Origin of the sequence: Streptomyces graminofaciens (genome assembly GCF_030294945.1) — a bacterium.
GTDB lineage: Bacteria > Actinomycetota > Actinomycetes > Streptomycetales > Streptomycetaceae > Streptomyces > Streptomyces graminofaciens.
Genome location: NZ_AP018448.1, coordinates 10,825,813 through 10,850,202 on the forward strand (window position 1 = coordinate 10,825,813; position 24,390 = coordinate 10,850,202).

Annotated in this window: 21 protein-coding genes and 1 pseudogene; 13 read left to right on the forward strand and 9 right to left on the reverse strand. The window is 67.2% G+C overall.

The features are described from left to right. Positions 1-473 precede the first annotated feature (473 nt). The gene (locus SGFS_RS47805) at positions 474-821 is read right to left on the reverse strand and encodes a hypothetical protein (protein ID WP_286258954.1); all 348 of its coding nucleotides are present in this window, start codon (positions 819-821) and stop codon (positions 474-476) included. Positions 822-863: 42 nt separating this feature from the next. Here SGFS_RS47805 and SGFS_RS47810 point away from each other — a divergent pair, with 42 nt between their 5' ends. Both SGFS_RS47810 and SGFS_RS47815 read left to right on the forward strand, forming a co-directional pair. Next, entirely contained in the window at positions 864-1,316 is a 453-nt protein-coding gene (locus SGFS_RS47810) for a ribosome-inactivating family protein (RefSeq protein ID WP_286258955.1), read from the forward strand. Positions 1,317-1,491: 175 nt separating this feature from the next. Then, positions 1,492-2,457: a LamG domain-containing protein gene (locus SGFS_RS47815; protein ID WP_350284060.1), complete on the forward strand. Its 966-nt coding sequence runs from the start codon at positions 1,492-1,494 to the stop codon at positions 2,455-2,457. An 832-nt stretch (positions 2,458-3,289) separates the two neighbouring features. On the opposite strand, the gene SGFS_RS51935 is transcribed toward SGFS_RS47815, so the two are convergent. Beyond that, positions 3,290-3,601, reverse strand: coding sequence for an integrase core domain-containing protein (locus SGFS_RS51935; protein ID WP_434028161.1), 312 nt, complete (start codon positions 3,599-3,601; stop codon positions 3,290-3,292). A gap of 151 nt (positions 3,602-3,752) precedes the next feature. Then, positions 3,753-4,535, reverse strand: a complete 783-nt coding sequence (locus SGFS_RS47830; RefSeq protein WP_286258958.1) for an IclR family transcriptional regulator — start codon at positions 4,533-4,535, stop codon at positions 3,753-3,755. Positions 4,536-4,789: 254 nt separating this feature from the next. Between SGFS_RS47830 and SGFS_RS47835 the strand changes: the two genes are divergently transcribed. The 6 genes from SGFS_RS47835 (at position 4,790) to SGFS_RS47860 (ending at position 10,560) form a co-directional block, all read left to right on the forward strand. Continuing rightward, positions 4,790-5,947, forward strand: a complete 1,158-nt coding sequence (locus SGFS_RS47835) for a quaternary amine ABC transporter ATP-binding protein (protein WP_434028162.1) — start codon at positions 4,790-4,792, stop codon at positions 5,945-5,947. Beyond that, positions 5,940-6,869 carry an ABC transporter permease gene (locus SGFS_RS47840; protein ID WP_286258959.1) on the forward strand — a complete coding sequence of 310 codons (930 nt, stop codon included), beginning with the start codon at positions 5,940-5,942 and terminating at the stop codon, positions 6,867-6,869. Before SGFS_RS47835 ends, SGFS_RS47840 begins: the two co-directional genes overlap by 8 nt. 26 nt (positions 6,870-6,895) lie before the next feature. Beyond that, complete coding sequence (locus tag SGFS_RS47845; RefSeq protein WP_286258961.1) at positions 6,896-7,819, forward strand: glycine betaine ABC transporter substrate-binding protein; 924 nt, start codon at positions 6,896-6,898, stop codon at positions 7,817-7,819. Positions 7,820-7,970: 151 nt separating this feature from the next. After that, positions 7,971-9,089: an alcohol dehydrogenase family protein gene (locus SGFS_RS47850; protein WP_286258962.1), complete on the forward strand. Its 1,119-nt coding sequence runs from the start codon at positions 7,971-7,973 to the stop codon at positions 9,087-9,089. Between the two features lie 78 nt (positions 9,090-9,167). Further along, positions 9,168-9,389 carry a hypothetical protein gene (locus tag SGFS_RS47855; protein WP_286258963.1) on the forward strand — a complete coding sequence of 74 codons (222 nt, stop codon included), beginning with the start codon at positions 9,168-9,170 and terminating at the stop codon, positions 9,387-9,389. Between the two features lie 67 nt (positions 9,390-9,456). Further along, positions 9,457-10,560, forward strand: a complete 1,104-nt coding sequence (locus SGFS_RS47860; RefSeq protein ID WP_286258964.1) for a mandelate racemase/muconate lactonizing enzyme family protein — start codon at positions 9,457-9,459, stop codon at positions 10,558-10,560. Here the strand turns inward: SGFS_RS47860 and SGFS_RS47865 are convergent. Continuing rightward, positions 10,484-10,790: pseudogene (locus tag SGFS_RS47865) on the reverse strand (hypothetical protein); the annotation flags it as partial. The gene SGFS_RS47860 and the pseudogene SGFS_RS47865 sit on opposite strands and share 77 nt — an antisense overlap. A 256-nt stretch (positions 10,791-11,046) precedes the next feature. On the opposite strand from SGFS_RS47865, the gene SGFS_RS47870 reads away from it, so the two are divergent. Then, a complete protein-coding gene (locus SGFS_RS47870; RefSeq protein WP_286260408.1) occupies positions 11,047-12,303 on the forward strand; it encodes an aromatic ring-hydroxylating oxygenase subunit alpha in 1,257 nt (418 codons plus the stop codon). Between the two features lie 81 nt (positions 12,304-12,384). Then, complete coding sequence (locus tag SGFS_RS47875) at positions 12,385-13,596, forward strand: FAD-binding oxidoreductase (protein ID WP_286258965.1); 1,212 nt, start codon at positions 12,385-12,387, stop codon at positions 13,594-13,596. 53 nt (positions 13,597-13,649) lie between these two features. On the opposite strand, the gene SGFS_RS47880 is transcribed toward SGFS_RS47875, so the two are convergent. The 3 genes from SGFS_RS47880 to SGFS_RS47890 form a co-directional block, all read right to left on the reverse strand. Further along, positions 13,650-14,408, reverse strand: a complete 759-nt coding sequence (locus tag SGFS_RS47880) for a GntR family transcriptional regulator (protein ID WP_286258967.1) — start codon at positions 14,406-14,408, stop codon at positions 13,650-13,652. A 441-nt stretch (positions 14,409-14,849) separates the two neighbouring features. Next, the gene (locus SGFS_RS47885; protein WP_286258968.1) at positions 14,850-16,061 is read right to left on the reverse strand and encodes an allantoate amidohydrolase; all 1,212 of its coding nucleotides are present in this window, start codon (positions 16,059-16,061) and stop codon (positions 14,850-14,852) included. After that, entirely contained in the window at positions 16,058-17,236 is a 1,179-nt protein-coding gene (locus tag SGFS_RS47890; RefSeq protein ID WP_286258970.1) for an FAD-dependent oxidoreductase, read from the reverse strand. The genes SGFS_RS47885 and SGFS_RS47890 overlap by 4 nt, the downstream gene beginning before the upstream one ends. 918 nt (positions 17,237-18,154) lie before the next feature. On the opposite strand from SGFS_RS47890, the gene SGFS_RS47895 reads away from it, so the two are divergent. The 3 genes from SGFS_RS47895 (at position 18,155) to pruA (ending at position 21,584) form a co-directional block, all read left to right on the forward strand. Continuing rightward, on the forward strand, positions 18,155-19,105 hold the full coding sequence (locus SGFS_RS47895) for a proline dehydrogenase family protein (protein WP_286258971.1): 951 nt from the start codon (positions 18,155-18,157) through the stop codon (positions 19,103-19,105). An 89-nt stretch (positions 19,106-19,194) separates the two neighbouring features. Next, positions 19,195-19,878 carry a GntR family transcriptional regulator gene (locus SGFS_RS47900; protein ID WP_286258972.1) on the forward strand — a complete coding sequence of 228 codons (684 nt, stop codon included), beginning with the start codon at positions 19,195-19,197 and terminating at the stop codon, positions 19,876-19,878. A 59-nt stretch (positions 19,879-19,937) separates the two neighbouring features. Then, positions 19,938-21,584 carry an L-glutamate gamma-semialdehyde dehydrogenase gene (pruA, locus tag SGFS_RS47905; protein WP_286258973.1) on the forward strand — a complete coding sequence of 549 codons (1,647 nt, stop codon included), beginning with the start codon at positions 19,938-19,940 and terminating at the stop codon, positions 21,582-21,584. Positions 21,585-21,871: 287 nt separating this feature from the next. Here pruA and SGFS_RS47910 read toward each other — a convergent pair whose 3' ends face one another. Both SGFS_RS47910 and SGFS_RS47915 read right to left on the reverse strand, forming a co-directional pair. Further along, positions 21,872-22,471: a HutD/Ves family protein gene (locus SGFS_RS47910; protein ID WP_286258974.1), complete on the reverse strand. Its 600-nt coding sequence runs from the start codon at positions 22,469-22,471 to the stop codon at positions 21,872-21,874. Between the two features lie 682 nt (positions 22,472-23,153). Then, positions 23,154-24,050: an AraC family transcriptional regulator gene (locus tag SGFS_RS47915; RefSeq protein ID WP_286258975.1), complete on the reverse strand. Its 897-nt coding sequence runs from the start codon at positions 24,048-24,050 to the stop codon at positions 23,154-23,156. Positions 24,051-24,390 lie beyond the last annotated feature (340 nt).

The following is a 24,390-nucleotide window of genomic DNA, read 5'->3' on the forward strand; positions in this document are numbered from 1 at the left end:
GCAGGCCCGCTGTGGAGGGCTGGGTGAGCCCACAGTCTGGCCGTGTGTGGGCAGCTGTGGCAGGACTCTTGCTCACTCAATGCCAACTTTTCTGATGCTCCGTCAGATGTCGGCGTCTCTCTTTGCCGCCGCTTCGTGGCACGCAGCGGTCTCTGCAGGTTCGGAACGGCGGCGGCCGAGTGCTGACCTTGCGGGCGGTTGAGCCGTGCCTCGGCGAGAATGTTCGGCTTCACCCCGTCGTTTTGTGGAAGATTGACAAGTGGCGGCTGGCCGTGGTGATGAGTGCCCTGGTGTTGCTCCGCTGAGGGCGATGGTGTTTCAGGGGGGTCAGCAGGTTCTTCGTCTGCTGGTGGTACAGGCTTTGTGTGCTGTTGACCAGCGGAAACAGTGCTCGGTGAGGCATCAAGCGGATCGCTGGCCCGGGAATGGGCGGAAGCCCAAACTTCAGCCCCCTTGCGGCGTTATCGCGCTCACTACTTTTCGGGCATCGACCGTGTAGCCTCGCCCCGGCCGAGCGGTCGGACCTCCGGGCTCGCGCTCTGCTCCTCGCGCCACTTCTCGTACGGAGTGACCAGCTCGGACAGGTCCCGGAACAGGAACGCGTAGAAGTTTCTCATTTCGCGCACTCGAGCGGCCGCTTCTCCGCCCTCGTGCGGCAGTCGCGCCAGCGCCTCGTCGAGGAGCGCGAGCGTGTCCTCGACGACAGCCTCGTCCTCGCGGTACAAGCTGACCCAGACGTCGTGGCGCATCCGGTAGAGATCGCGACGGGTCTCCGGTGACACGGACCGTTCGACGGCGAGCGCGGACGCAACGAGATACACGACGGGAAAACGGTCTGGCGAGCGCCCGAGTCGTGGCACAGGGTGGCCGACGAGAACTACTCCAGGCTCGAGACCACCGCCGGTGAGCGGCGCGAGAGGATGCAGATCACCACCACGCGCATGAACGCGGCGGCGATGTGGCTCTATGGCGACAACAGCAACTTCAACAACCAGGACAGAGCGCGCGGTGCCCTGAGGATGACCCAGTTCATCTCCGAGGCAGCCCGATTCCGTCCCATCCGCGATGAGATAGCCCTGTCCCTCAGTCCCACGTCCTTCGGCTTCGTGATGTCTCCGGAGCTCGTTCGGCAGGAGAACAACTGGGACAACCTCAGCCGGCGCTTCAACTGGCTCCTGCGCCAGCGTGCCGGTTTCCGGGACCCCAACCCTCTCGTCGGCTACCGGCGGGACGGCTTCAACCAGGTCGTGAGGATCGTGCTCACCACAGCCGTCCTGTACGCGCAGTACATCCTCGCCACCTCGAAGGATCGCTGACCTGCCCTCCTCCGCTCCGGCTCCTGCGCGAGGGATGTGCGCAGGAGCCAAGGCCGGCGGACCCGCGACTCCTTCTTTCCGAGCAGGGAACGAGCGAGATGGCCGCCGCCGCTTCGAAAGGAACATGATGCGAAGAAGAAACGTGGCCACGGCATGGCGTGCAGCCGCTGCTGCCATGGCCAAGACACGACGGCGGACGTCCGCAGGTCTCCTCGCCGCCGTGGTGCTCGCCACCGGCACGGCGCTGACGACCGCCACACCCGCACAGGCCGACATCACCGACGGTCTGATCCTGCGCTACAAGCTGGACGAGACCTCCGGCACGGTTGCCCGGGACTCCTCCGGTCAGAACCACGACGGCACGGTCAACGGCACCGCAGACTGGGAGGGCGACCAGGGGCTGGGCTTCAACGGCTCCAACACCTACGTCAAGATGCCGGACAACATCATGGTCGGCCTGAACTCGATCACCGTCGACTTCGACACGTGGATCGATCCGACCATGGGCAAGCCTTACTTCCTGTACGGGATGGGCAACAAGAGCGGCACCGGCGTCAGCGGCTACGGCTACCTGTTCACCACCGGCAACGAGTTCCGCACCGCGATCACGCCGAACACCTACGCCAACGAGCAGAACACCCGCCCGTCGGACACGACGTACCAGCTGGCGCGCGGCATGTGGAAGCACATCACGTACACCCAGACCGGCACCACCGGCGTCCTGTACGAGAACGGCGTGGAGAAGGCCCGCAACACCAACGTGACCATCACCCCCGGCTCGATCGGCGGCGGGACGACCGTCGCGAACTACATCGGCCGGTCGCTGTTCGCCAACGACAAGTACTTCAAGGGCCGGATGCGGGACTTCCGCCTCTACAACCGGGCGCTGTCCCCCTCCGAGGTGCAGACGAACGCCTCCGCCACCGAGCTGGAGTGCCTACAACGGCGCGCTCGCGGCCTTCCAGGACACCGACTACGGACCGGTGATCATTTTCCCCAAGGACTACGCCGGCGACATCGGCGACCCGGAGACCCCGCCGGACTGGATCGACGAATACGGGAACACCCCCACCTCCTGGCCCGACTACGCGACCGGGATCAGTCAGCTGTTCACGCTCGCCGACATCTCCGATCTTATTGACGCGGTCACCGCCCAGGTACAGCCGGACGGCGACAGCACCTACCGGCTGAACGTCTTCTACGACGGGTCGATCGACCAGGTCGTGGCACAGACCAACGCCCCCTCCTCCGTCACCGACCCGCTGGCCACCCAGTACGAGGGCAAGCTCGTGATCGAGAGCGACAAGGCACCGGACGGCAGGTGCGCGCCGCACGAGACCGCCGTGGCCAACGACATCACCACTCCCGCGGTGCCGGAGACCGATGTCGACGACGGACGGACGTCGCTGCAGTGGCAGCAGGTCCAGGCCCTGGCCGACTACAACTGCGCGCTCACTGCGTTCGACGACCCCGACATGGGACCGGTGATCATCTTCCCCTCCGACTACACCGGCGACATCGACAACCAGGCGAAGCCGCCCCACTGGACCGGCAAGAACGCCCAGATCCCCGCCGACTGGCCCACCCCGACCACCGCGAAGAGCCCTCAGTTCACCTTCGCCCAGATCAAGGCCATCCAGACCGCGGCCGTCGACCGGATCGCGGGCGCCAGCGACGAGACCACCAACTACAGCGTGACCGTCCACTACGACGGCCCGAACGACAGGGTGGTGGTGAAAACCGACGCTCCCGCATCCGTCACCGACCCGTTGGTGGCCGCCTACCCCGACAAGGTGGTGATCACCGCCCCGGCCGCAGTCACCTTCAGCGACAGCTAGACCGGCGGACCGAAAATCAGGGAGGCCTGAGGGGGAGGACCTGCATCCCGATCCTCGCCCCTCAGGCCTGCCTTCAGCCTTTGACAGCGCCGGTGAGCACACCGTGCCGGGTTCGGTGGAGATCTCAGTCGGTGGCTATGAGATGGGGGTGCGTGGTTGCTCGGTAGTAGTTGGCTTCGTATTCGACGGGCGGGATGTCTCACCGTGGAGTCGGCGGTGATTGCACCAGTCGCCCCACTCGGCGGTGGCGAGCTCGACGTGTGAGAGCGTCTTCCACGGCCGCTGCGGCTTGATGACTTCGGTCTTGAACAGGCCGATCGTCGACTCCGTGAGCGCGTTGTCGTACGCGTCGCCGACCGAGCCGATGGAGGCCGCGATCTGGGCCGCGTTCAGGTGCTCGGCCAGCCGGAACGACGTGTATTGCTTGGGTTCAAGGAGTCGTCGCAACACTGTCGTCTTGTGTCAACTGGCCGGAGACGTCTGACAAGCTGGTTGGGGCAGGTCGGCATCCACTACCTCCCGACGACATCCTCGCCACCCGGCGGTGGGTTCCGCAGGTTGATGGGGGTCGCGGGCCCGGGTCAGCTCTCTGTCATGTTCATTCGCGCTTGACGTAGCCCCGACGCCAGGAGATCTTCGCGCCGGCCCCCATCAGCTGCTCGGCGAGATCGGGAATGGTGTCCTCGTTGATGCGGAAGGTTGGGCCGGACAGCGTCACTGCCGCGATGACCTTCCCGTCCAGGGCGCGGATCGGAGCGGCGATGGCCGCCAGTCCGATCTCGTGCTCCTCGCTGGTAGCGGCGTAGCCCCGCTCGCGGACCGCTTCTAGTTCCGCCGCAAAGCGCACTGGATCGACGATGGTATGCGGGGTGTACTTCTTCGGTCGCTTCGCGAGGATCTCGGCGACTTCGTCCGGGGTCATGTGTGCCATGAAGAGCTTGCCCGCCGAGGTGGCGTGTATCGGGGAGCTCTTGCCGAGCCAGTCGATGCTCATGATCGACATGCCGATCGCCTGGTCGATGGTGACCACGTCGTCCCCGTCCCGGACCGCGACATTCACGGTGTCGCCCACGGCCGCGGCCAGTTCTTGGCAGATGGGGTGGCTCAACACGGACAGGTCGTTCACCTTGCTCGCCCCGGCCGCGAGTTCGACCATCGTGTAGCCGATGCGGTACCGACCGCGCTCGGTGTCCTGCTCGACCATGCCCCGGGACTCCAGGGTCGCCAGCAGCCGGAACACGGTCGACTTGTGGATGCCCAGCGCCTCGGCGACCTCGGTCACGCCGCTGGGGCCCTGGGTGGCCAATACCTGCAGGATCGACACTGCCCGTTCGACTGACTGCACCGAGTGGTCACGTGGGCGGCTCCCATTGCTGGTCATGGCGGAAGAGTAGCCGAGTGGCAGACGCCATCCGTGAGCCCCCTGGCCACCCGTTTTTACGCCTGTATTGCTGCCGCACGCTGCACCGGCCCGCGGTGACGGCCGGGGTTAATTTCCCATTTCCTCCACGCAAGGGCCTTGACGGATCGCTCGGTGTCGAGTCATGGTCGTACCGCATTGCACACTTGTTTCGCAATGCGGGACAACGGCTCTTATCCTTCCGCCCCGTGCGGACCCCTTGGAGGTGAGGCGCGGTGATTGAGGCATCTCGGCTGGAGAAGGTGTACGGCACGACATCCGACGGAGTGCGCGCGGTCGACGGCGTGACGTTCGACGTGGCGCCGGGAGAGCTCTTCGTGATCATGGGGCTGTCGGGTTCTGGAAAATCGACCCTGCTCCGCATGCTGAACCGGCTGGTGGAGCCGACCTCAGGTGAACTGCGCATCGACGGCCGCGATGTGCTGGGGATGGGCGATGCGGACCTCAGAGAGCTGCGCAACCAAAAGATCAACATGGTCTTTCAGCATTTCGCGCTGTTCCCGCACCGCACGGTCCGCCAAAACGCCGCCTACGGCATGCGGGTCCGCGGAGTGGCCGACGCGGAACGGCTGGAGCGGGCCGACTGGGCGTTGAAGACGGTCGGTCTCGGTGACCGTGGTGACGCCTACCCCGATCAGCTGTCCGGCGGCCAGCGCCAGCGCGTCGGCCTGGCCCGTGCGCTCGCCACGGACGCCGAGATCCTGCTCATGGACGAGCCGTTCAGCGCGCTTGACCCGCTGATCCGCCGCGACATGCAGGACCTGCTGCTGACGCTGCAGCGGGACCTGCGCCGCACGATCGTCTTCGTCACCCACGACCTCAACGAGGCGATGCGGCTGGGCGACCGGATCATGGTGATGCGGGACGGACGCGCCGTACAGCTCGGTACCGCGTCCGAGATCCTGCACACACCGTCCAGCGACTACGTCCGCGACTTCGTCTCGGACGTCGACCGCTCCCGTGTGCTCACCGCGCGGGAGATCATGCGGGAACCGCTGATGACGGCGCGTGCGGACGACGAACCCCGGGACGTCCTGAGGAGGCTGTCGAACGCCGAGGCCGCCGGCGTCTACGTAGTGGACTCCGACGGCCAGATCGCCGGCGTGGCGAGCGACGATCTGCTCGCCGAGGCGGCCGGGCAGGGCCGTACGTCTCTCGGCGAGTGCCTGGTCGAGGAGTACGAGCGCACCGGCCCCGACACCTTGCTCGTGGACCTGTGTCCGCTGGTCGGACGGCACGCCGTGCCCCTTGCCGTCACCGACGACGACGGCCGGCTCCTCGGCGTCGTCCCCCGTGCGGCACTCCTCACGGCGCTGTCCGACCCGCGCACGTCGGACCCCAGTGATTCACGGAAGGTAGCGGCTGATGTATAAGCCCTTGTTCACCGTCGACTTCGGCACGCCCGTCAGCGAGGCGGTCGACTGGCTCACCCTGCACCTGGGCGGCGTCTTCGACGCCATCTCCTCGGTGATGACCGAGCTGGTCAACGCCGTGCTCTTCGTCCTCACCGCACCGCATCCGCTCGTCGTGACAGCGGTGTTCACGGCACTCGCGTACGTCGCCGGCAAGTGGGGCTTCGGCGCCTTCACCGTCGTCGCCTTCCTGATCATCCAGGGCATGGGCCTGTGGACCGAGGCGATGCAGTCCCTCGCAGTCGTCACGGTGGCGTCCGTCCTCGCCGTGGCCATCGGGGTACCCATAGGTGTCTGGGCCGCCAGGGGTCCGGTGGCCAGCGCCGTCGTCCGACCGGTGCTCGACTTCATGCAGACCCTGCCGGTGTTCGTCTACCTCATCCCGGCCGTCTTCTTCTTCGGCATCGGCCTCGTCCCCGGAGTCGTCGCGACCACCGTCTTCGCCGTCCCGCCCGCCGTGCGCCTCACTGAACTGGGCATCCGGCAGGTCGACAAGGAGGTCGTCGAGGCCGCCCGTGCCTTCGGCGCCAAGCCCCGCCAGATCCTGCGTGAGGTCCAACTCCCGCTCGCCCTGCCCTCGATCATGGCCGGCGTCAACCAGGTGATCATGCTCGCGCTGTCCATGGTGGTCATCGCCGGCATGGTCGGCGCCGCCGGCCTCGGCACCGTCGTCGTCCGCGGCATCAGCCAACTCGACGTGGGCGTCGGCTTCCAGGGCGGACTCGCCGTCGTCTTCCTCGCCATCTTCCTCGACCGCGTCACCGGCGCCCTGGCCACACCGAGGCGACGCCGGGCCCGCAAGAACCGCACCCGGCCCGCCGCAGCAGCCGACACCACATCCGCTCCCGCTTCCGCCCCCGAGCCCGTCTCCGCTTCGGCGTGAGAACTGCCAAGGAACAGGAAAACCGCATGAACCACACCTCACGCCGCTCCCGCGGCACACTCCTCCTCGGCTGTATCGCCGTCGCACTCACCCTGGTCACCACCGCGTGCAGCGGACAGACCGCGTCCGTGGACTCCGGCTCCGGCGGCGAAAAAGCCAATTCCAAGACAGTGAAGATCGCCCTCGTCGAGGGCTGGGACGAGGACATCGCCGCCACATACCTGTGGAAGGAGATCCTCGAAGACCGCGGCTACAAGGTCGACGTCCAGTCACTGGACGTCGCCAGCACCTTCGCCGGCGTCGCCAACAAGCAGGTCGACCTCTATCTCGATGCCTGGCTGCCCAGCACCCACGAGTCGTACTGGAAGAAGCTCGGCTCCAAGCTGGAGGTCACCTCCACCTGGTACGAACCGGCCGACCTGAATCTGACCGTCCCCACGTACGTCAAGGACGTCAACTCGATCGCCGATCTAAAGGCGCACGCTTCCGAGTTCGGCGGTGACATCGTAGGCATCGAGGCAGGCTCCGGCCTGATGCGGCTCACACGTGAGAGCGTCATGCCCGCCTACGGTCTCGACGACGACTACCAGCTCACCGAGAGCAGCAGCTCCGCCATGCTCTCCGCGCTGCAGAGCGCGATCGCGAAGAAGAAGCCGATCGTGGTCACCCTGTGGCGGCCGCACTGGGCGTACGCCAAGCTGCCGTTGAAGGTCCTCAAGGACCCCGAGGGCGCATACGGCAAACCCGACAGCGTCCAGGCCATCGCCGCCAAGGGCTTCGCCGCCGACCGCCCCGAACTGGCCGGCTGGCTCAAGAATTTCAAGCTCACCTCGGCCCAACTGGGCAGCCTCGAACTGCTGATTCAGAAGAAGGGCACGGGTCACGAGCAGGAAGCGGCCAAGGAGTGGATCGCCGAGAACAAGTCGGTCGTGGACGCCTGGCTCACCTGAGCCACGACGCGTCGACACAGACCCGGCTCCGGACTCTCGACTGTTCGTGCCGCCGGGGAGCTGGTCGTCGGCCATGGCCGACGACCAGCTCCCCGGCCGCCCATCGAGAGCCGAGCACAGTGAAGGGAACGCACGTTTGTTGCCAAGGACGATGGCCGCTGTCCTGCTGACGGGTCACGGGGGGCTGGAGAAACTCGAGTACCGGACGGATGTGCCGGTTCCGCACCCCAAGAAGGGTGAGGTTCTCCTCCAGGTCGCCGCTGCGGGGATCAACAACACGGATGTGAACACCCGGATCGGCTGGTATTCGAAGGCCGTCGCCTCGGAGACGGGTGCGGGCGGCGCAACGGGTTTCGACGTCGTCGACGACGTGGACGCCACGTGGTCGGGTACGGCGCTGGAATTTCCGCGTATCCAGGGCGCGGACGTGTGCGGCCGGATCGTCGCCGTGGGTGAGGGCGTGCCGGGCGAGCGGATCGGCGAGCGGGTTCTCGTACGGAACATGCTGCGCACGCCGGTCGACTACCGGCCGTTCGAGTGCTGGACCTTCGGCAGTGAGTGCGACGGCGGGTTCGCGCAGTTCGCCGTCGCGCCCTCTCGGGAGACGCACGCCGTCCACAGCGACCTGAGCGACGAGGAGCTCGCGGCGCTGCCGTGTGCCTACTCGACGGCGGAGAACATGCTGCACCGGGCCGCCGTCGGGGCGGAGCGGGTGCTGGTGACGGGCGCGTCGGGCGGAGTCGGGCTCGCCGCGGTGCAGCTCGCCAAGCGCCGGGGCGCCACGGTGACCGCGGTCTGCTCGGCCGCGAAGGCCGCCGAGGTCCTGGCCCAGGGCGCAGACCGGACCCTCGACCGGGGCGCGGACCTGATCGCCGCCCTCGGCGGATCCGTCGACGTGGTGGTCGATCTCGTCGGCGGCCCGCAGTTCGCGCAGCTGCTCGACCTGCTGCGCCCGGGCGGCCGGTACGCCATCGCGGGAGCCATCGGAGGGCCGGTCGCTCAGATCGATCTGCGCACGCTGTACCTGAAGGACCTTTCTCTCATCGGCTGCACGTTCCAGGAGGACGAGGTGTTCGAGAACCTGGTCAAGTACGTCGAGCGCGGCGAGGTACGGCCGGTGGTCTCCGGCACGTACCCCCTGGAGGAGATCGCGCGGGCGCAGGAGGACTTCCTCGCCAAGAAGCATCTGGGAAAGCTCGTGCTCGTTCCGCCCGCCCCGCATGTGACAGCACCCGAGCCCTCACCGGCCCGTAAGGAAAGAAAGGCATGAAGATCTCCAAGGCCGACGGGGCTGACCCCCGGCCGCCGCCACCGCGGCATCGCCCGGGCCATCGGACTCAGGATGAACGTGCCGGAGACCACCGGATTCGCCATCACCTTCTCCGTGATCGTCCATCTGGGCGCGACCGTTCCCGAGCAGTTGCTGCAAGCCGTGCTGAACTGCGAGGACATGGTGACGCTGAAGACGGCGGAATCCGCTGCCGTGTACACCGGCGACGGAATCCTGCCCCCGCCGCACCGGGACTGGGCATCACCGCCGACGAAGTCGTGCTCGGCGACCCGGTCATGACGTGGGGCGACCGAGAGCCTGTCCTCGTTCACTGCAAGCTCGTACTCACCATCCAGGAGGTTGGACGATGAGGATCGCCGAGATCCACATCTATCGACACGATCTGCCGGTCCTCAACGGCCCCTACAGGATGGGCCATGCGGAAATCTGGTCGCTTTCCACCACTTTGGTCAAGCTGGTCGCCGACAACGGGCTCGTCGGCTGGGGTGAGACCTGCCCGGTCGGCCCCACCTATTCCGAGTCGTACGCCGCCGGAGCCGTGGCGGCTCTGACCGAACTGGCGCCGGGGCTGATCGGAGCCGAGGTGCTGCCGGTGCCGTTGCACCGGCGCATGGACGGCCTGCTCAACGGTCACAACTACGCCAAGGCCGCCCTCGACATCGCCATCCATGACCTCCTGGGCAAGCATTTCGGCGTCAGCGTCTCCGATCTTCTCGGGGGCGCGGTGACGGACCTAGTGCCGTCCTACTACGCCATCGGCGTCGGCACGCCGGACGACACGGCCCGCATCGCGGCGGAGAAGCGCGCCGAGGGATACCCGCGCCTGCAGGTCAAGATCGGCGGGCGGCCCGTCGAGGAGGACATCGAGGCCGTCCGCAAGGTCTGGGAGGTCATCGGCGGCTCGGGGATGCGTCTGGCGGTGGACGGCAACCGCTGCCTGACGACCCGCGACGCGCTGCGGCTCAGCCGCGAATGCCCGGACATCCCCTTCATCCTGGAACAGCCCTGCAATACCGTCGAGGACCTGCAGAAGATCCGTCCGCAGGTCAGCCACGGCATCTACATGGACGAGAGCAGCACCAGCCTGAACACGGTGATCACCGCCGCCGGCACCGGCCTGGTCGACGGCTTCGGCATGAAGGTCACCATGATCGGCGGACTGCATCCGATGCGCGCGTTCCGCGACATCTGTGCGGCCCGCAAACTGCCGCACACCTGCGACGATGCCTGGGGCGGCGACATCATCGCCGCCGCCTGCACCCATATCGGCGCGACGGTGGCCCCCGAGCTGCTCGAAGGCGTCTGGCTGGCGGCGCCCAGCATCGAAGGACACTACGATCACGAGAACGGCATCCGGATCGAAGGCGGCTACATCAAGCGACCACAAGGCCCCGGCCTGGGCGTCGTGCCCGATGAAAGCCTGTTCGGCGCCCCGGCGGCGTCTTTCTGATCAGCCGATGCGGGCCCGTGCGCTTGCCGGGGCGGCCCAGGCCGTCGCCCTGATACAGGGTGAGGACGGCGTCCCTTCGGGCCAGTGCGAACTCACGGAGCGACGGCCGCGGCGCCGGCTGTCGGGTCCTCGACGACGTCGCCGACGGGGAACGGGTCGCGGACATGGACAACGGTGGCCGGCTCCCGCCCCACTATGACCCCGGTCAGGTCCAAGTGCTGCATCAGGGCTGACGGCCAACCTGGCTGTCCCCTTCAACGCCATCAGGGTTTCGCTATGCGATACAAGTGCGCTATTCGGCATGAAGATCACGGCATTTCGGTTGTTTGGGGGCTCCCGGGGCGGTGCAAGTCTTGACGGATCCTGGTGCGTGGAAGCTAACCTTGTTTCACAAGGCAAGACAGTTTCGCAATGCGAAACATAGACCCGTGTGGACTCTCAGCGGCGCAGCCGCAGTCATCGTGATGGAGAAACCAAGTGAGTCACATGAGCACCCTCAAGCTGACGGCGGAGACAGAGTCCCTGATCAACAACCGTGCGGTGGGGTACAGCCTCGAGGCGCCGTTCTACGCGAGCCAGGAGATCTTCGACCTCGATGTCGAGGCGATCTTCGCGAAGCACTGGCTGTTCAGCACGACGGAGGCGGAGATCGCCGAGCCCGGGGACTTCGTCACGGTCGACATCGGCCCGCATTCCGTGATCATCCTCCGTGACGACGACGAGGAGGTCCGAGCCTTCCGTAACGTCTGCCGGCACCGGGGCTCGCGGCTGCTGGACTCTCCGTGCGGTTCCGTGGGAAACCTGGTGTGCCCCTACCACCAGTGGACCTACCGCACGGACGGCAGCCTCATCCACGCGGAGTCCCAGCCACCGTCGTTCGAGCGGGACCGCTTCGGCCTCAAACCGGTCCACGTTCGCACTGTTGGCGGGCTCGTCTTCATCTGCCTCGGCGAGGAACCACCCGAGGACTTCGACGAGGTGGCCGGCAACATCGAGCCTTACCTCACTCCCTATGACCTGCGCCACGCCAAGGTCGCGCACCAGGTCGACCTCGTCGAGGAGGGGAACTGGAAGCTGGTCATGGAGAACAACCGGGAGTGCCACCACTGCGACAGCGCCCACCCGGAGCTGATCACCGCGTACTTCCCGTTGTTCGGTTACACGGCGGACGACGTCACCCCTCGCCTGCGCCCGGTCTTCGAGCGGTACCAGGCCGCCGCTGAGGATCTGGGAGCGGCATGTGCCGCCAGTCAGTTCCCTCGTGACACCTGGTACGAGCCGGACACGCGTATCACCGGTTTCCGGGTTTCCCATCTGCCCCTGGACGGGGAGGGCTCATCGTTCGGACCGGACGGCAAGCCCGTCTGCGCGAAGCTGATGGGCTCGATCACGCAGGCGCGCTTCGGGGACCTTTCCATGCACATGCAGCCGAACTCCTGGTTCCACCTGCTGAGCGACCACGCAATCGTGTTCCGTGTGCTTCCGGTGTCACCTGACAAGAGCATCGTGCGCACCACGTGGCTGGTGCACTCGGACGCGGTGGAGGGTGTCGACTACGACGTCGACTCCCTCACGTCCGTGTGGCGAACCACCAATGACCAGGACAGGGTCCTGGTCGCCGGAACGCAGTGCGGTGTCGCCAACCCCGGATACGAGCCGGGCCCGTACTCGCTGGTCGAGGACGACGTGGAGGCCTTCGCCAACTGGTACATCGGGCGACTCCACAAGTACGTCACCTCGTAAGTCAACAGCCGATCCGTATCGGCGCGGCGTTGGAAGCACAGCCTCGGCGGCATCGCGCCGAGCACAGGGAAGGTCCTTGACATGACGGTCGCACGTACCGGCGTTCCGCCTCGGGGCGATGCTCGAACTGACGGCATGGTGGACGACAACGGCCTGGTGAAGCCCGCATGGGCGACCGAGTGCTGGAGCGAAAGCGACCAGACCGAACTGGTCTGCCGGAACGTCCTCGACATCACCCACGACGTGAAGAGTTTCGTCTTCGAAGCCGAGGGAGGCCAGGTCTTCCGGTTCGTCCCAGGACAATTCGTGACGTTGCAATTCGAGGTCGACGGGCAGCAGATCAGCCGTTGCTACACGATCTCGTCGCCGCCCACCCGGCCACACACCCTGACGATCACGGTCAAGCGCGTAGTGGGCGGCCCCGTGTCGAACTGGCTCCATGACCATGTCCTGCCAGGGACGCGTGTCTCTGCCCTTGCGCCTCTCGGGGCGTTCACTCTCTCCGGCGCTCCGGCTGCGAAATACCTCTTCCTCTCGGCCGGCAGCGGCATCACCCCCGTCATGTCGATGACACGGACTCTGTTCGACCTCGGCTCGGACGCGGACATCCTGTTCGTGCACAGTGCGCGCACGCCGGCGGACATCATCTTCCGCCGCGAACTCGAGGCGATGCCCGCCGTCATGCCCAACATCAGGGTGGTGCACATCTGCGAGGGCGACTACCCCTCCGAACGCTGGGCGGGACTCCGCGGCCGTATCTCCACCGCGGTCCTGCAATCGCTCGCTCCAGACCTGCACGAGCGCGTGACCTTCACCTGTGGCCCGGCGCCCTACATGAGCGAGGTGCGTCGCATCCTTGAGGAGTCCGGCTACGACATGCGGAACTACTACGAGGAGAGCTTCTCGTTCGAGACACTGCCGACCTCCGGGCAATTGCCTCAGGCCTCCCGTGATGCCGACGAGACCCCCGCTGAGCCGGTTCTGGAGGCCGACGCCGACTCCTCGTCGGTCTCTCCGGTCGAGGCGGTGACGACGTACACCGTCGAGTTCGTCAAGAGCGGCCGGACCGTCGCCTGTCGCACGGACGAGAGCGTGCTCGACGCGGCACTGGCGGCAGGGCTCCGACCGCCGTCCTCCTGCAGCCAGGGCATGTGCGGCACGTGCAAGACGACCATGCTGTCCGGTGAGGTCGACATGCAGCACAACGGAGGAATCCGCCCCAGGGAGGTCGCGCAGAACAAGATCCTGATCTGCTGCTCCAGGCCCTTGAGCGATCTACGCATCGACGGGTGACGTGCGGGTGCCTTCTGCCCCTGTCTGCGGACGCGGCTGATCGGCCCACGGACTCAGCCGGTCTGGTCCGAGCCCTCCGGGACGCGCATCTGTCGCACGAGGCGTTGGCGGGCGCTGAGAAGGGAATCACGCGTGATCGTGACGGCCAGTTCCGTGTCGCCGGCCGACAGAGCGTCGATCAGCGCAGGCTGAGGGGTCCACAGGGACGAGTCGTGAGCTTTCAGGGCCACACGTGCACCGATCACCTTGTAGGGGCGGCATTGGATCCACAAGGAGTCGATGGTCGATACCAGGACATCGTTGCTGCTTGCGCGGTACAGGTGCCGGAGGAGGTCCTCATCCTCATCGAGAGCATCCGTGACGCGCCCCTGGACGACGGCCCGGTACATCCGTTCACAAGCGCCCCGCATCTTGTCCAGTTCATCGCCGGTGACGGACGCCGCGCCCTTCCGGGTGGCCTCGACCTCGAGGATTGTCCGGACCTCATAGAGATTCAACAGCTCGTGAACGGTGAACTCGCGGACCCGGGCGCCACGATGCGGGTGCGCCACGGCGAGGCCGTTCTTCACGAGGAGTCGGATCGCCTCTCGAACCGGCATGACGCTCGTTCCCACTTGCTCGGCCAGGTCCCGGACGGGCAGTCGATCTCCCGCAGCGAGTTCGCCGTCGAAGATGCGTTTGGCGAGGACCTCGTAGACCTGGTCCGCGACGAGTGTCGGGTTGACGTTCTGGCTCCCGCGGCCAGTTCCTGTGACCACTGAGAACTCCATCGCGTCGACAGCAGAGAAGACAGGAATACGATAGCCGCGCACGGGAGCGGCCCGACCCGGCCGGCTGTACGGTCCAGGCAGGCCAGACCGAAACGGGCAGGCCCCGGTGCATGGTCGATGGCACCAGGCCCAGGAGAAACGCGGTCCGAGCCTCTGGGGCCGGCCGATCCTGGAGATCCGTCGCTCGGCGTGGGTCGGTGTCCGCCGGAAGCTGTGGTGCGGGCGCGGTCGCTCATCATCACCTCGCCCACCGCTCGTGTGGCGGGCCGTTCGTCGCTGGGCCGTGGCGGGCGAGAGTCGGAGACGTCGGCGGCCGGGCGACGGCGCCGGCATCGGGGGTGGGGCACCAGAGTTTCGGGTTCGGTTCGGATGTCGCCATCCGAACCGAACCCGAAAGGCCCCTATTCGTCGTTCGAGATCTCTCATCCCTTGCCCGTCCACAGCATCCCGGGCCTACAGCCAGGCCGAGAGGGGAGGACGAGGCTACTCGGACGACAGATCCATCAGGATCAGGGCGAGCGCGTGTGCGCCGGTGTCCACATCGGCGTCCTCGGCGTACTCCTCGGGGGAGTGTGAGATTCCGCTGGGGTTGCGCACGAACAGCATCGCCGAGGGGGTGAATGGCGCCAGTACTCCCGCGTCGTGACCGGCACCTGTGTCGAGCAGCGGCGCGGACGGAAGGACTTTCGTAAAGCGCTGGATCAGGTCGGTATCGAAGGCTGCGGTCGGGCTGTACGACTCGCGACTGACCGACGAGCGGCAGGCCGCCGCGCGCGCGAGTCCGCTTGCATGGGCGGTGATCTCGTCGACGAGGGGCTGCAGAGCCGACTCGTCCGCGTGCCGTACGTCGAGCCAGACGTCCACGGCTGAGGCGATGACGTTGGAGCCGCCGGGCACCGGAGTCACCTTCCCGACGGTCGCCCGGGCACCCGGGACGGCCCACGCAGCCTCCTGTACTGCGAGGATCGTCCGGGCTGCGGGGATCATCGGGTCGCGGCGGTCCGACATCAACGTGGTTCCGGCATGGTTGCCCTGACCTTCGAAGCGAAGCTTCCAGCGGCCGTGCCCGATGATGCTACGACCGATGGCCACGGGCTCGGACAGGTCGACGAGGCCTCGGCCCTGCTCGACGTGGAGTTCCACGAAGGCGCCGATGCGCTCCACGGCCTTCGCGTCGGGTCCGACCCGGTCGGGGTCGATTCCGTTGCGGCCGAAGAGGTCGGCGAGGGTGTCGCCGTTCTCGTCCTTGAGCGCAAGGGCTCGGTCCGCGGAGACCGTGCCGGCCATGAGTCCGGAGCCGAGACAGGGCAGGCCGTACCTCGAGCCTTCCTCCTCCGGGAAGACAACGATGACGACGGGGCGGTTCGGGCGGAAGCCGGAGGCTTGCATCAGCTCGACCGCCGCGAGCGCCGAGACGACTCCCAGCGGACCGTCGAACGCGCCGCCTCCGGGCACCGAGTCGAGATGACTCCCGGTCGCGACAGCATTCTCACGAGCTCTGCCCGGCCCATCCCACCAGGCCCAGATAATGCCGTTCCGGTCCGTTTCCACGTCGAGCCCCAGACGCTGGGCCTCCCCGACGAACCACTCCCGCAGCTCGAGCTCCGCAGGCGAGAACACGGGACGGCTGTAGCCTCCGCGCTTTGGATCGCGGCCGATTCCGGACAGGCGGGCCATCATCGACGAGGCGGTCATCGCCGTCCCCCGTCCCGGAGGGAAGCGGCGCCCAGGCTGCCGCCGACCAGAAACTCCCGGGGGAGGGCGGCGCGACCGGCGGCAGGAGTGCCGGCGCCGGCGAGATGGGCGGCGAGAACGCCGATAAGTGGAGCGAACTTCGCGCCGTGCCCGGAGCACGGAGAGATCACCGTGAGGTTCTCGGTGCGGTCGAGCACGAAGTCCTCGCTCGGCGTCGTCGTGAAAAGGCAGGTCGTCTCCGCGTACGGCTCGGGCACGAGGCCGGGGAGGTTGTCCTTGACATAGGCGATCAGCCGTTCGCGGTTCGCCGGATCGATCTGCCCGTCCTGCTCGTATGCCGAGGGCAGCGCCTTCCCCACGGCGTACTCCGCCAGCTTCTGGCCGCGGAAATCCGCGTCGCGGCCACCCGGAAGGCTGTAGGTCTGGATCGCCTCGGTCTTGTGGATGAAGGTGGGCCAGTCCTCGGCCCCGTCGCGGTAGGGGAAGTGGTAGGCCTGCTCCTGGGTGACCGCGAACCGCGGCATCGCGGCTAGGAACCGCTCGTCGACCCCGGCGTTCTGCAGGAGCCGAGGCAGGAAGCCGCCGGCGCAGATGACCACTCGCTCGGCATCGAGGGTGTCACCCGCGGCTGCGTGCAGGCGATAGCCGGACGTCGTCCTCTCGATTCTCTGTACGTCCCATCCCGTGCGCAGTCGGGCACCATGGGAGGTCGCGAGAGAGACCATCGCGTTGACCGACCTCTCCGCGTCGATCACCCCGGCGTCCGGATGCCACAGCACCGGCGAGTCGAACTCGATCTGCCAGCGCTCCGAGGCCGTCGCAGGACTGAGCAGTTCGTGCTCGATGCCGGCCTCCTCCAGGGAGCGCGCGAGCGCGCCCGGGTCGCGCTGCTCGCCCCAGTCCAGGCACCCGGTCCGGCTGATCAGCTGCTCCCCGGCTGCTGCCTCCAGCTCCGACCAAAGGGGTCGCGAGCGGAGGACCAGATCGGTGTACAGCGTGGACGGGTAGGCGTAACGGAAGATCCGTGCGGAGCCGTGCGAGCTGCCTTCGTGGTCGGCCGGCAGGCCGCGCTCGACGAGCGTGACGTCATGGCCGGCTTCCGCGAGGCGCCATGCGGTAGCGGCGCCGGCCAGCCCCGCGCCGACAACGGCAAAGGTGGACTGCTCAGTTGCCATGGTGTGTTCCCGGTGAGTTGGGTTCGTGACGGAGAAAGGTCGCGATGCCTACGGATGGAGACCTCGGCGGACTTGTGCCTCGGCCACGCGCTCGACGGCCGTCGTCGCGGCGGCATGGCGCAAGGTCGGGCCTCGAAGACGGGATGTGTCAGAGACTCCCTGGCAGGAAACCCGCAGGCAGGATGTCGGGTACCACCACGATGCCCCGGTCGCTGAGGATCTGGTCCGCCGCTGGTGAGGCCGTTCGCCCCCTTTGTCACACCGAAGTGGGGTGTTCACTCGGGGCTCGCGGCGCGACGTGACGAGGGAATCCGTGAAAGCGGGGTCGCAGCCGAGGACGTCGACCGCGTGGGCAAGTTGTTCCGGGCATGGGTGAGCGCCTGCGTGCCGGGGTTTCCCATCAGCGCGGCTTCTGGGGCAGCGCGCGTAGGGGAGAGGGCTGCCGTGTCGGTCTGTGTCACAGAGGTCTCAGCTCCAGTGCGGTTCTGGGGATCAGGTCGTGGCACCGGACCCGCCGTGGCGCACGGTCGGTCCTGCGCGCTATGACGGCAACGTGAGCCTCGCATGTGATCACATATGGTGTCCATGGAGATTCGCTGGAAACTTCGGAGGGTGATGATTGCGGCCTCGATTCAAGGGTCGCCGAAGTTTGACCTGCTCGGTGATTCGGGCCCTTCGGTGGGCTGAGACGGGGATTGACCTGCAAAAATGGCGAGTAGAGGTCGATGGTGACATGTGGTGAGTGCCGCGATCGCAGATCGATTGGGTGGTGGGCGGCACTTTCGCGAAAGGGGGTCTTGTGTGATGTGTGATCACAAACTACGGTGAGCGGTGCGCACCCGCTATTCGTGCGAGACCGATGCGGTTCACCCGTCGAAGACCTCCTCGCGGAGAGCCCGGAGCCGTCGCGCATCCACGGTGCCCCAGACGCTCTACTCCGATCAGAAGGGCATCCCCGTGCCGAACAAACTCCTTCTTGCGGCGTCCGAGAACAAGAAGCTCGAACGGATCGCCACCAAGAGCAAGCTGACCCGACCCATCGTGCAGCGCTACGTCGCGGGCACCACCCTCGCCGAGGCGCTCGACGTGACCGAGCAGCTCAACTCCGTCGGGATCGATGTGAGCCTGGATCTGCTGGGTGAGTCCGTCCACGACCTGAAGCAGTCGGAGGCCGCGACGGCAGAGTACATCCGTGTCATCGAGGGCATGGCGCCGCGGAGCGCGAGTGCGACCGTGTCGGTCAAGCTGTCCCAGCTCGGCATCGTCATTTCCTCGGAGAGCTGTGAGAAGAACCTGCGCCGGCTTCTCGAGGCCGCCCGTGCCCACGGCTGCGAGGTCGAGGTCGACATGGAGCACAGCTCCGTCGGGCGGGAGACGTTGGAGATCTTCCGGCGCTGCCACGTGGAGTACCCGGAGACGCGCGTGGCCATTCAGGCCTGTATGCGCAGCACCTTTCAGGACCTGTACGAGTTCGGTGACAAGCCGCCGAAGATCCGGCTCGTCAAGGGTGCCTTCGACGAGAAGGTGGACGTGGCCATCCTGGACCGCGACGACGTGACGGCGCAGTACCAGCACTTCGCCAAGTGGGCACTCGCCAACCTTCCCGACCCCGCCTTCGGTACCCATGACGACGCCTGTATCGAGACTGTGAAGCGGACGGCTCGCGAACTCGGCATCGACAAGCGCTCGTTCGAGTTCCAGATGCTCCAAGGCGTGCGTCGCGAACTGCAGGAGGAGCTGGTCCGCGAGGGCTACCGCGTCCGTGTGTACCTGCCCTACGGCACCGAGTGGTATCCGTATCTGACGCGCCGCATGGCCGAGAAGCCCGCCAACCTCCTTCTCTTCCTCCGGTCCGTCGTCGGTTCATGATGCAGCTCACTCGGCGTCCTCAAGGGCGGGCGGACGATCGGCATCGACTCGCTTCCCCCAGCGCACGTGAACAGTCCGTGCGGACGACCATGACCACCCATGCCGCCGAGATCTCGACTGGAGTCAGCCCCACGCTCGTGGCCGACCAGGTCTACGAGGTGCTCGCGGGCCGCATCTTCACCGGTGAGCTGCACGCGGGCGCGCGGCTGCGGGTCCGTGACATCGCGGGTCAGGTGGGAACCAGCGTCATGCCGGTTCGGGAGGCGGTCCGTCTGCTCGTCGAGAACGGGCTGGCCGTCAGCCACCCGCATCGCGGGGCCAGGGTCCGTGAGTTCACCGTCCGCGAGCTCATCGAGATCTACGACGTCCGAGCCGTCCTGGAGATCGAGGCCACACGGCTCGGAGCGCCCCGGGTGACCGACTCGGATCTCGCGCTCATGCGTGAAGCGTGCGACCGGATCTTCCGCGCAGTGGTTCGCGAGGACGTCCACGACGCACTCGAGGCCGACGAGGTCCTGCTCCGGCAGCTCTACCTCGCCGGAGGCAATGACGTCCTCGTCCGGACCGTCGGCTCACTGTGGACCCAGTGCCGCCCCTACAAGGTCATCGGTGCCCGCGCCGCGATCCAGTCGCGTGACGCAACGCTGTGGGAGCCCCAGCCGGCACTGATCGGTGCGCTCGAGGAACGAGACCTCGACGCGGCGATCGCGATCACCCGACGTTCGGTCGCGAGCGCTCGCCGACGCCTCGAGAACCAGATCGTCGCTCACTGACCTCAGCACCGTCCACCGTGGGCCGTACGCCAAGCAACCCATCTGAAAGGGAACTCCTCATGTCCGCCACACCCGTCAGCATCGCCGCGAACCCGCGGATGCCCGCGCCGAAGAACGAACCGTCGCGGGACTTCGTGCCCGGCTCGCCGGAGTCGCGATCGGTGTCGGCCGCGATCGAGAACATCCGCGTGAACCCGCGAGAGATCCCCCACGTCGTCAACGGCGAGCGGATCATGACTGCCGACACCACGCGCGTCGTCGAGCCGCACGCCCATCAGAGCGTCATCGGCACCCTGGCCGTGGCGGACGAGACCGTGACGAAGAAGGCGATCGCTGCCTCCCTCGCGACAGCGCACGAGTGGTCCCGCACCCCCTGGTGGGAGCGCGCGGCGATCATGCTGCGCGCGGGTGACCTGGCCGCGGGGAAGTACCGCGACGAGCTGGTCGCCGCGACGATGACGGGACAGTCCAAGACGTTCCACCAGTCCGAGATCGACGCCGCAAGCGAGTTCGCGGACTTCATGCGTTTCAACGCGCACCTCGCGCAGCAGATCTATGCCGACCAGCCGGCGTCGCTTCCCGGTGACATCAACATCCTCGACCAGCGTCCGCTGGAGGGATTCGTCCTGGCGATCACCCCGTTCAACTTCACCGCGATCGGCGTCAACCTGCCGACGACTCCCGCCCTCATGGGTAACACCGTCGTGTGGAAGCCCGCGGAGAAGGCGGCTCTCGCGGCCGAGGTCACGATGCGGGTGCTCGAGGAGGCCGGGCTGCCGCCGGGTGTCATCAACCTGGTTCACGGTTCGGGTGCCGCGGTGTCCTCCACCGCCATCGCGGACCCGGACTTCGCCGGCCTCACCTTCACGGGCTCCACGGCGGTCTTCCGCAGCCTGTGGCGCGCCATCGGCGACAACATCGACACCTATCGTTCCTTCCCCCGGCTGGTCGGCGAGACCGGCGGCAAGAACGCAGTCCTCGTGCACCCGACGGCGGACATCGACGCTGTCCGCACCGCGCTGATCCGTTCGGCCTTCGAGTACCAGGGCCAGAAGTGCTCCGCGGCCTCGCGCGCGTACATCGCGCGCTCGGTGTGGAACAAGCTCCGTGACGAGCTGGTCGACATCGTCCGCGAGCTGCCCGTCGGTGACCCGACCAAGCACGAGACATACGTCGGCGCGGTGATCGACCGGACCGCCGCGGACCGCCTCCAGTCGGCATTCGACCGTGCGAACGCGCTCGACACCCACGAACTCCTGGTGGGCGGCAGGACCGACACATCGACAGGCTGGTTCGTCGACCCGACGATCTACACCACGACCGACCCGACGGCGTTCACCCTGTCGGAGGAGTTCTTCGGTCCGCTGCTCAGCGTGTACGTCTACGAGGACAGCGAGTGGGACACGGTCCTCCGCGAGGTCGACCGTGCCAGCGGCTACGCGTTGACGCTGTCTGTCTTCGCCTCCGACCGCCGGGCGATCTCGAGCGCCCTCGACGTGCTCCGCAACACGGCCGGCATGACCTACGTCAACGACAAGCCGACCGGTGCGCTCATGGGCCAGGTCTCCTTCGGCGGCGGCCGGGCGTCGGGCACCAACGACCGAACGGGTTCGCGTCTGGCGCTGCAGCGCTGGATCTCGCCGCGGTTCATCAAGGAGAGCCTCACCTCCACCACGGACTGGACCTACCCGTACCTCCAGCGGTGACGTCATGGCCGCGAGCTCGACCATGACGCGTCACCGCCGCGCCGGACTCGTCTGTGGCCCTCGCTGTGGTGTTCGCTGCTGTCCCATGTGCGAACCGGTCATGTCTGATGACTGCGCCGGCGACTTGTGACCGCAGGGCGGGGCGCGCAGGAGGTGGATCCCCCCGAGGCGCCCCGCCACGTTGTCATCGCAGCGACACCGGTGCGGCGAGTGCGCCACGACGCGGGAGCGTCAGCACATCGCCGACACCGAGGGCGAGACGACCGGTTGGGCGCTGGTTCCCGCCGTCAGCACACCGCAGTGATCGTGATCCCGGCCACCGCGCCGTCGCCCCGTAGCGTCAGCGCCGCCGGGCCTTCGTGGCGCACGCAGTCGAGACGGCCGAGCCTGGTCTCCTGGCCGTCCTGTCCGCCGACGGTGATCCCGTCGGTGGCCGCCATGACGACCAGGGTGTCGCCCAGGGCGCACGCCATCTCCGCCCCCTCGGCGGCGACGGTGATGATCCGCACCTGTGCCGTCGCCCGGCTCCTGCGGGTCATCACGTTCACATTGCGGACTGCGCCCGCCTCCAGCTGACAGTCCGTTGCCGCGTCGCCGGAGAAGGCGAAGGGACTCAACGGCCCGACCGGATGCGGTGTCCCGTCCACTGTCAGCACCATGCCCTCGCCCTCGACAAGGGTGATCACGCGGTCGATCCCGGGAAAGACGGAGAAGGAACCTGCCGTGCCCACGTCCGCAACGCTCACCCGCCAGTCGAAGCCGTCCGCGGGCTCCGCCGAGGTCAGGGGCGCTTGCACGGTGCCCGACGCGACCTCTCGGGTCATACCGCCTCCGTTCTTCCACGGCACGCTGCGGTACTCGCTCCAGCGCAGAGCATCTCCGCCCATCCGACGCCGCCTCCTTGCTCCGTCATCCGGCCGGCCGCCTTCATCGGCGAACCCGGGCCACTGGCCTCTCGATCGTCGGACGGCAGGAGCGTCCAGGCACGTGATCATCGAGTGCGGGGCCAGCCTACGCGCCGACCACGCGCGGAGGGCGGGGGTGTCTCACTGGACAGGTCGACCCGCGACCGCGAGGCTCGGCGCGGTTCCGAGCGCCGGGCCACATGGAGTCAGGACCGGTCCTCCCACACGCACTGGCGCAGGCAGACCAAGGTGCCCTGCTGTCAACAGACCAAGCCAGTGCTCGACACCTATGCCGACTTCCGCGCGTTTCACCGAATCGCCGGCCCACCTGCTCCCCGACTCTCCGGGCACAGGCGTGCTCTCGATATCCATGGTGGTCCCGAGACCGACACCTCCGCGGGGTGTCGAGTCCCAGGACCGACGTGGGCCAATCCGTCGTCGGGAGCGTCCACGAGAGCGACCGACAGCAGCTACGCCAAAACCGCACGCCAGCGTCAGGTGCGAGCCTTTTGGGGTGAGACCCCCTTGGCGCTGCCGTGGCTGCGGCAAGGGCGCCGGACCTGCCCCTCTGAAGGTTCGGTGAACAGCTGCATCAGCGGCGACTCCGTTGGCGACTTACGGTGCCCGGCAATGGTGGTTGCGGCAATCAGCGTGTGGTCCGGAGCTATGCCGGTGCGGTTGCGGCAGCGATGGCGCGGTCAGGGCGAGCGCGCAGCCGGGCAGCGTCCTGGCCGGGCGGGAGACCGTACCTGCGGCGGTAGTCACGATTGAACTGCGTCGCACTCACGTATCCGACCGCCTGTGCGGCCTGGGCCACCGTAACGCCACCGACGACCAGGCGGCGCCGTGCCTCCTGTAACCGGAGCTGCTTTTGGTAGTTGACAGGACTCATCCCGGTGGTCGCCTTGAAGTGCCGGTGCAGGCTGGCCGGGCTCATGCGCGCCACGGCTGCGATCGCTTCGATACTGAGCGGTTCGGTGTAGCGTTCGCACACCCAACGAGCTACTTCCCGCATCCGGGTCATGGTTGAGTCGGCCAGTGACCACTGGCGCAAGGCAGGGCCGAAGGAACTGCGAAGCAGCCGGTAAAGAATCTCGCTCTCGACCCGGGAGGCGAGCGGGCGGATGTCGTGCGGGGTGTCCAGCAGCTCGACCCAGCGGGTGACCGCATCGACGACTTCCGGCGACATCGACGTGGTGACCTGTCCGCCCGCGGCCGATGGAGCAACCGGCCCCGTCTCGTCCAGCTCGACAAGCAACTCGGCGAGCATTCGGCCGTCCAGCCGCATGACGGCGGTCCGGTAGGGCACCTTCTCAAGTGCGACGACAACGGGCAGGTACAGCTTCGTGAGGAGCATCTCGCCGGCCTGTACGGACTGGATGAGCTCTCCCGCGTCGGTGCGTTTGGCGCCACTGACGACGAAGCAGATCATCGGGTCGTACAACTGATCGATAGGCCCGATGGGTTGGTCGACCGAGATCAGCGTAAGCCGGGGCACCCCGGTATCCGAGATCAATCCTTCGCAGTGCCGGTCGACTGCCGCGTTCAGTCGGTCAAGCACGGCCGCTCCTTTGCTTGAGAGGATCGGGCAATGGTATGAGATTGCTGCCCCGTGACGCCCCCTGGGCCCGGTGCCTACCGTCGGGGCATGACACAGCACACCTCGCAGGCTCTCCGCCGCACGACCGACGGCCAGGGCCGGCGGGCCGACGAGACGGGTCCGGACAGCAGGGCATGAGGCGCCCGCCAGACGTCAGGCCATCAGAGCGCACATCGATCGCTTCCCAGGCCTGACGCGGAAACATTAGCTGTACCCCCGTCAGCGGGGCCCGTCTTCGCAGCAGCTCCAGAGCTTGATGCCCGCAAAGGCCGCGGCCCTGTTCACCGGTCCCTCCACCGAT

Excerpts from the sequence above, each read along its gene's own strand:
- SGFS_RS47900 (WP_286258972.1), top strand. The coding sequence starts at position 19,195 with ATGACCACCCATGCCGCCGAGATCTCGACTGGAGTCAGCCCCACGCTC.
- SGFS_RS47885 (WP_286258968.1), bottom strand. The coding sequence starts at position 16,061 with ATGACCGCCTCGTCGATGATGGCCCGCCTGTCCGGAATCGGCCGCGAT.
- SGFS_RS47910 (WP_286258974.1), bottom strand. The coding sequence starts at position 22,471 with ATGGGCGGAGATGCTCTGCGCTGGAGCGAGTACCGCAGCGTGCCGTGG.
- SGFS_RS47890 (WP_286258970.1), bottom strand. The coding sequence starts at position 17,236 with ATGGCAACTGAGCAGTCCACCTTTGCCGTTGTCGGCGCGGGGCTGGCC.
- SGFS_RS47870 (WP_286260408.1), top strand. The coding sequence starts at position 11,047 with ATGAGCACCCTCAAGCTGACGGCGGAGACAGAGTCCCTGATCAACAAC.
- SGFS_RS47815 (WP_350284060.1), top strand. The coding sequence starts at position 1,492 with ATGGCCAAGACACGACGGCGGACGTCCGCAGGTCTCCTCGCCGCCGTG.
- SGFS_RS47830 (WP_286258958.1), bottom strand. The coding sequence starts at position 4,535 with ATGACCAGCAATGGGAGCCGCCCACGTGACCACTCGGTGCAGTCAGTC.
- SGFS_RS47860 (WP_286258964.1), top strand. The coding sequence starts at position 9,457 with ATGAGGATCGCCGAGATCCACATCTATCGACACGATCTGCCGGTCCTC.
- pruA (WP_286258973.1), top strand. The coding sequence starts at position 19,938 with ATGTCCGCCACACCCGTCAGCATCGCCGCGAACCCGCGGATGCCCGCG.
- SGFS_RS47845 (WP_286258961.1), top strand. The coding sequence starts at position 6,896 with ATGAACCACACCTCACGCCGCTCCCGCGGCACACTCCTCCTCGGCTGT.
- SGFS_RS47840 (WP_286258959.1), top strand. The coding sequence starts at position 5,940 with ATGTATAAGCCCTTGTTCACCGTCGACTTCGGCACGCCCGTCAGCGAG.
- SGFS_RS47850 (WP_286258962.1), top strand. The coding sequence starts at position 7,971 with ATGGCCGCTGTCCTGCTGACGGGTCACGGGGGGCTGGAGAAACTCGAG.
- SGFS_RS47875 (WP_286258965.1), top strand. The coding sequence starts at position 12,385 with ATGACGGTCGCACGTACCGGCGTTCCGCCTCGGGGCGATGCTCGAACT.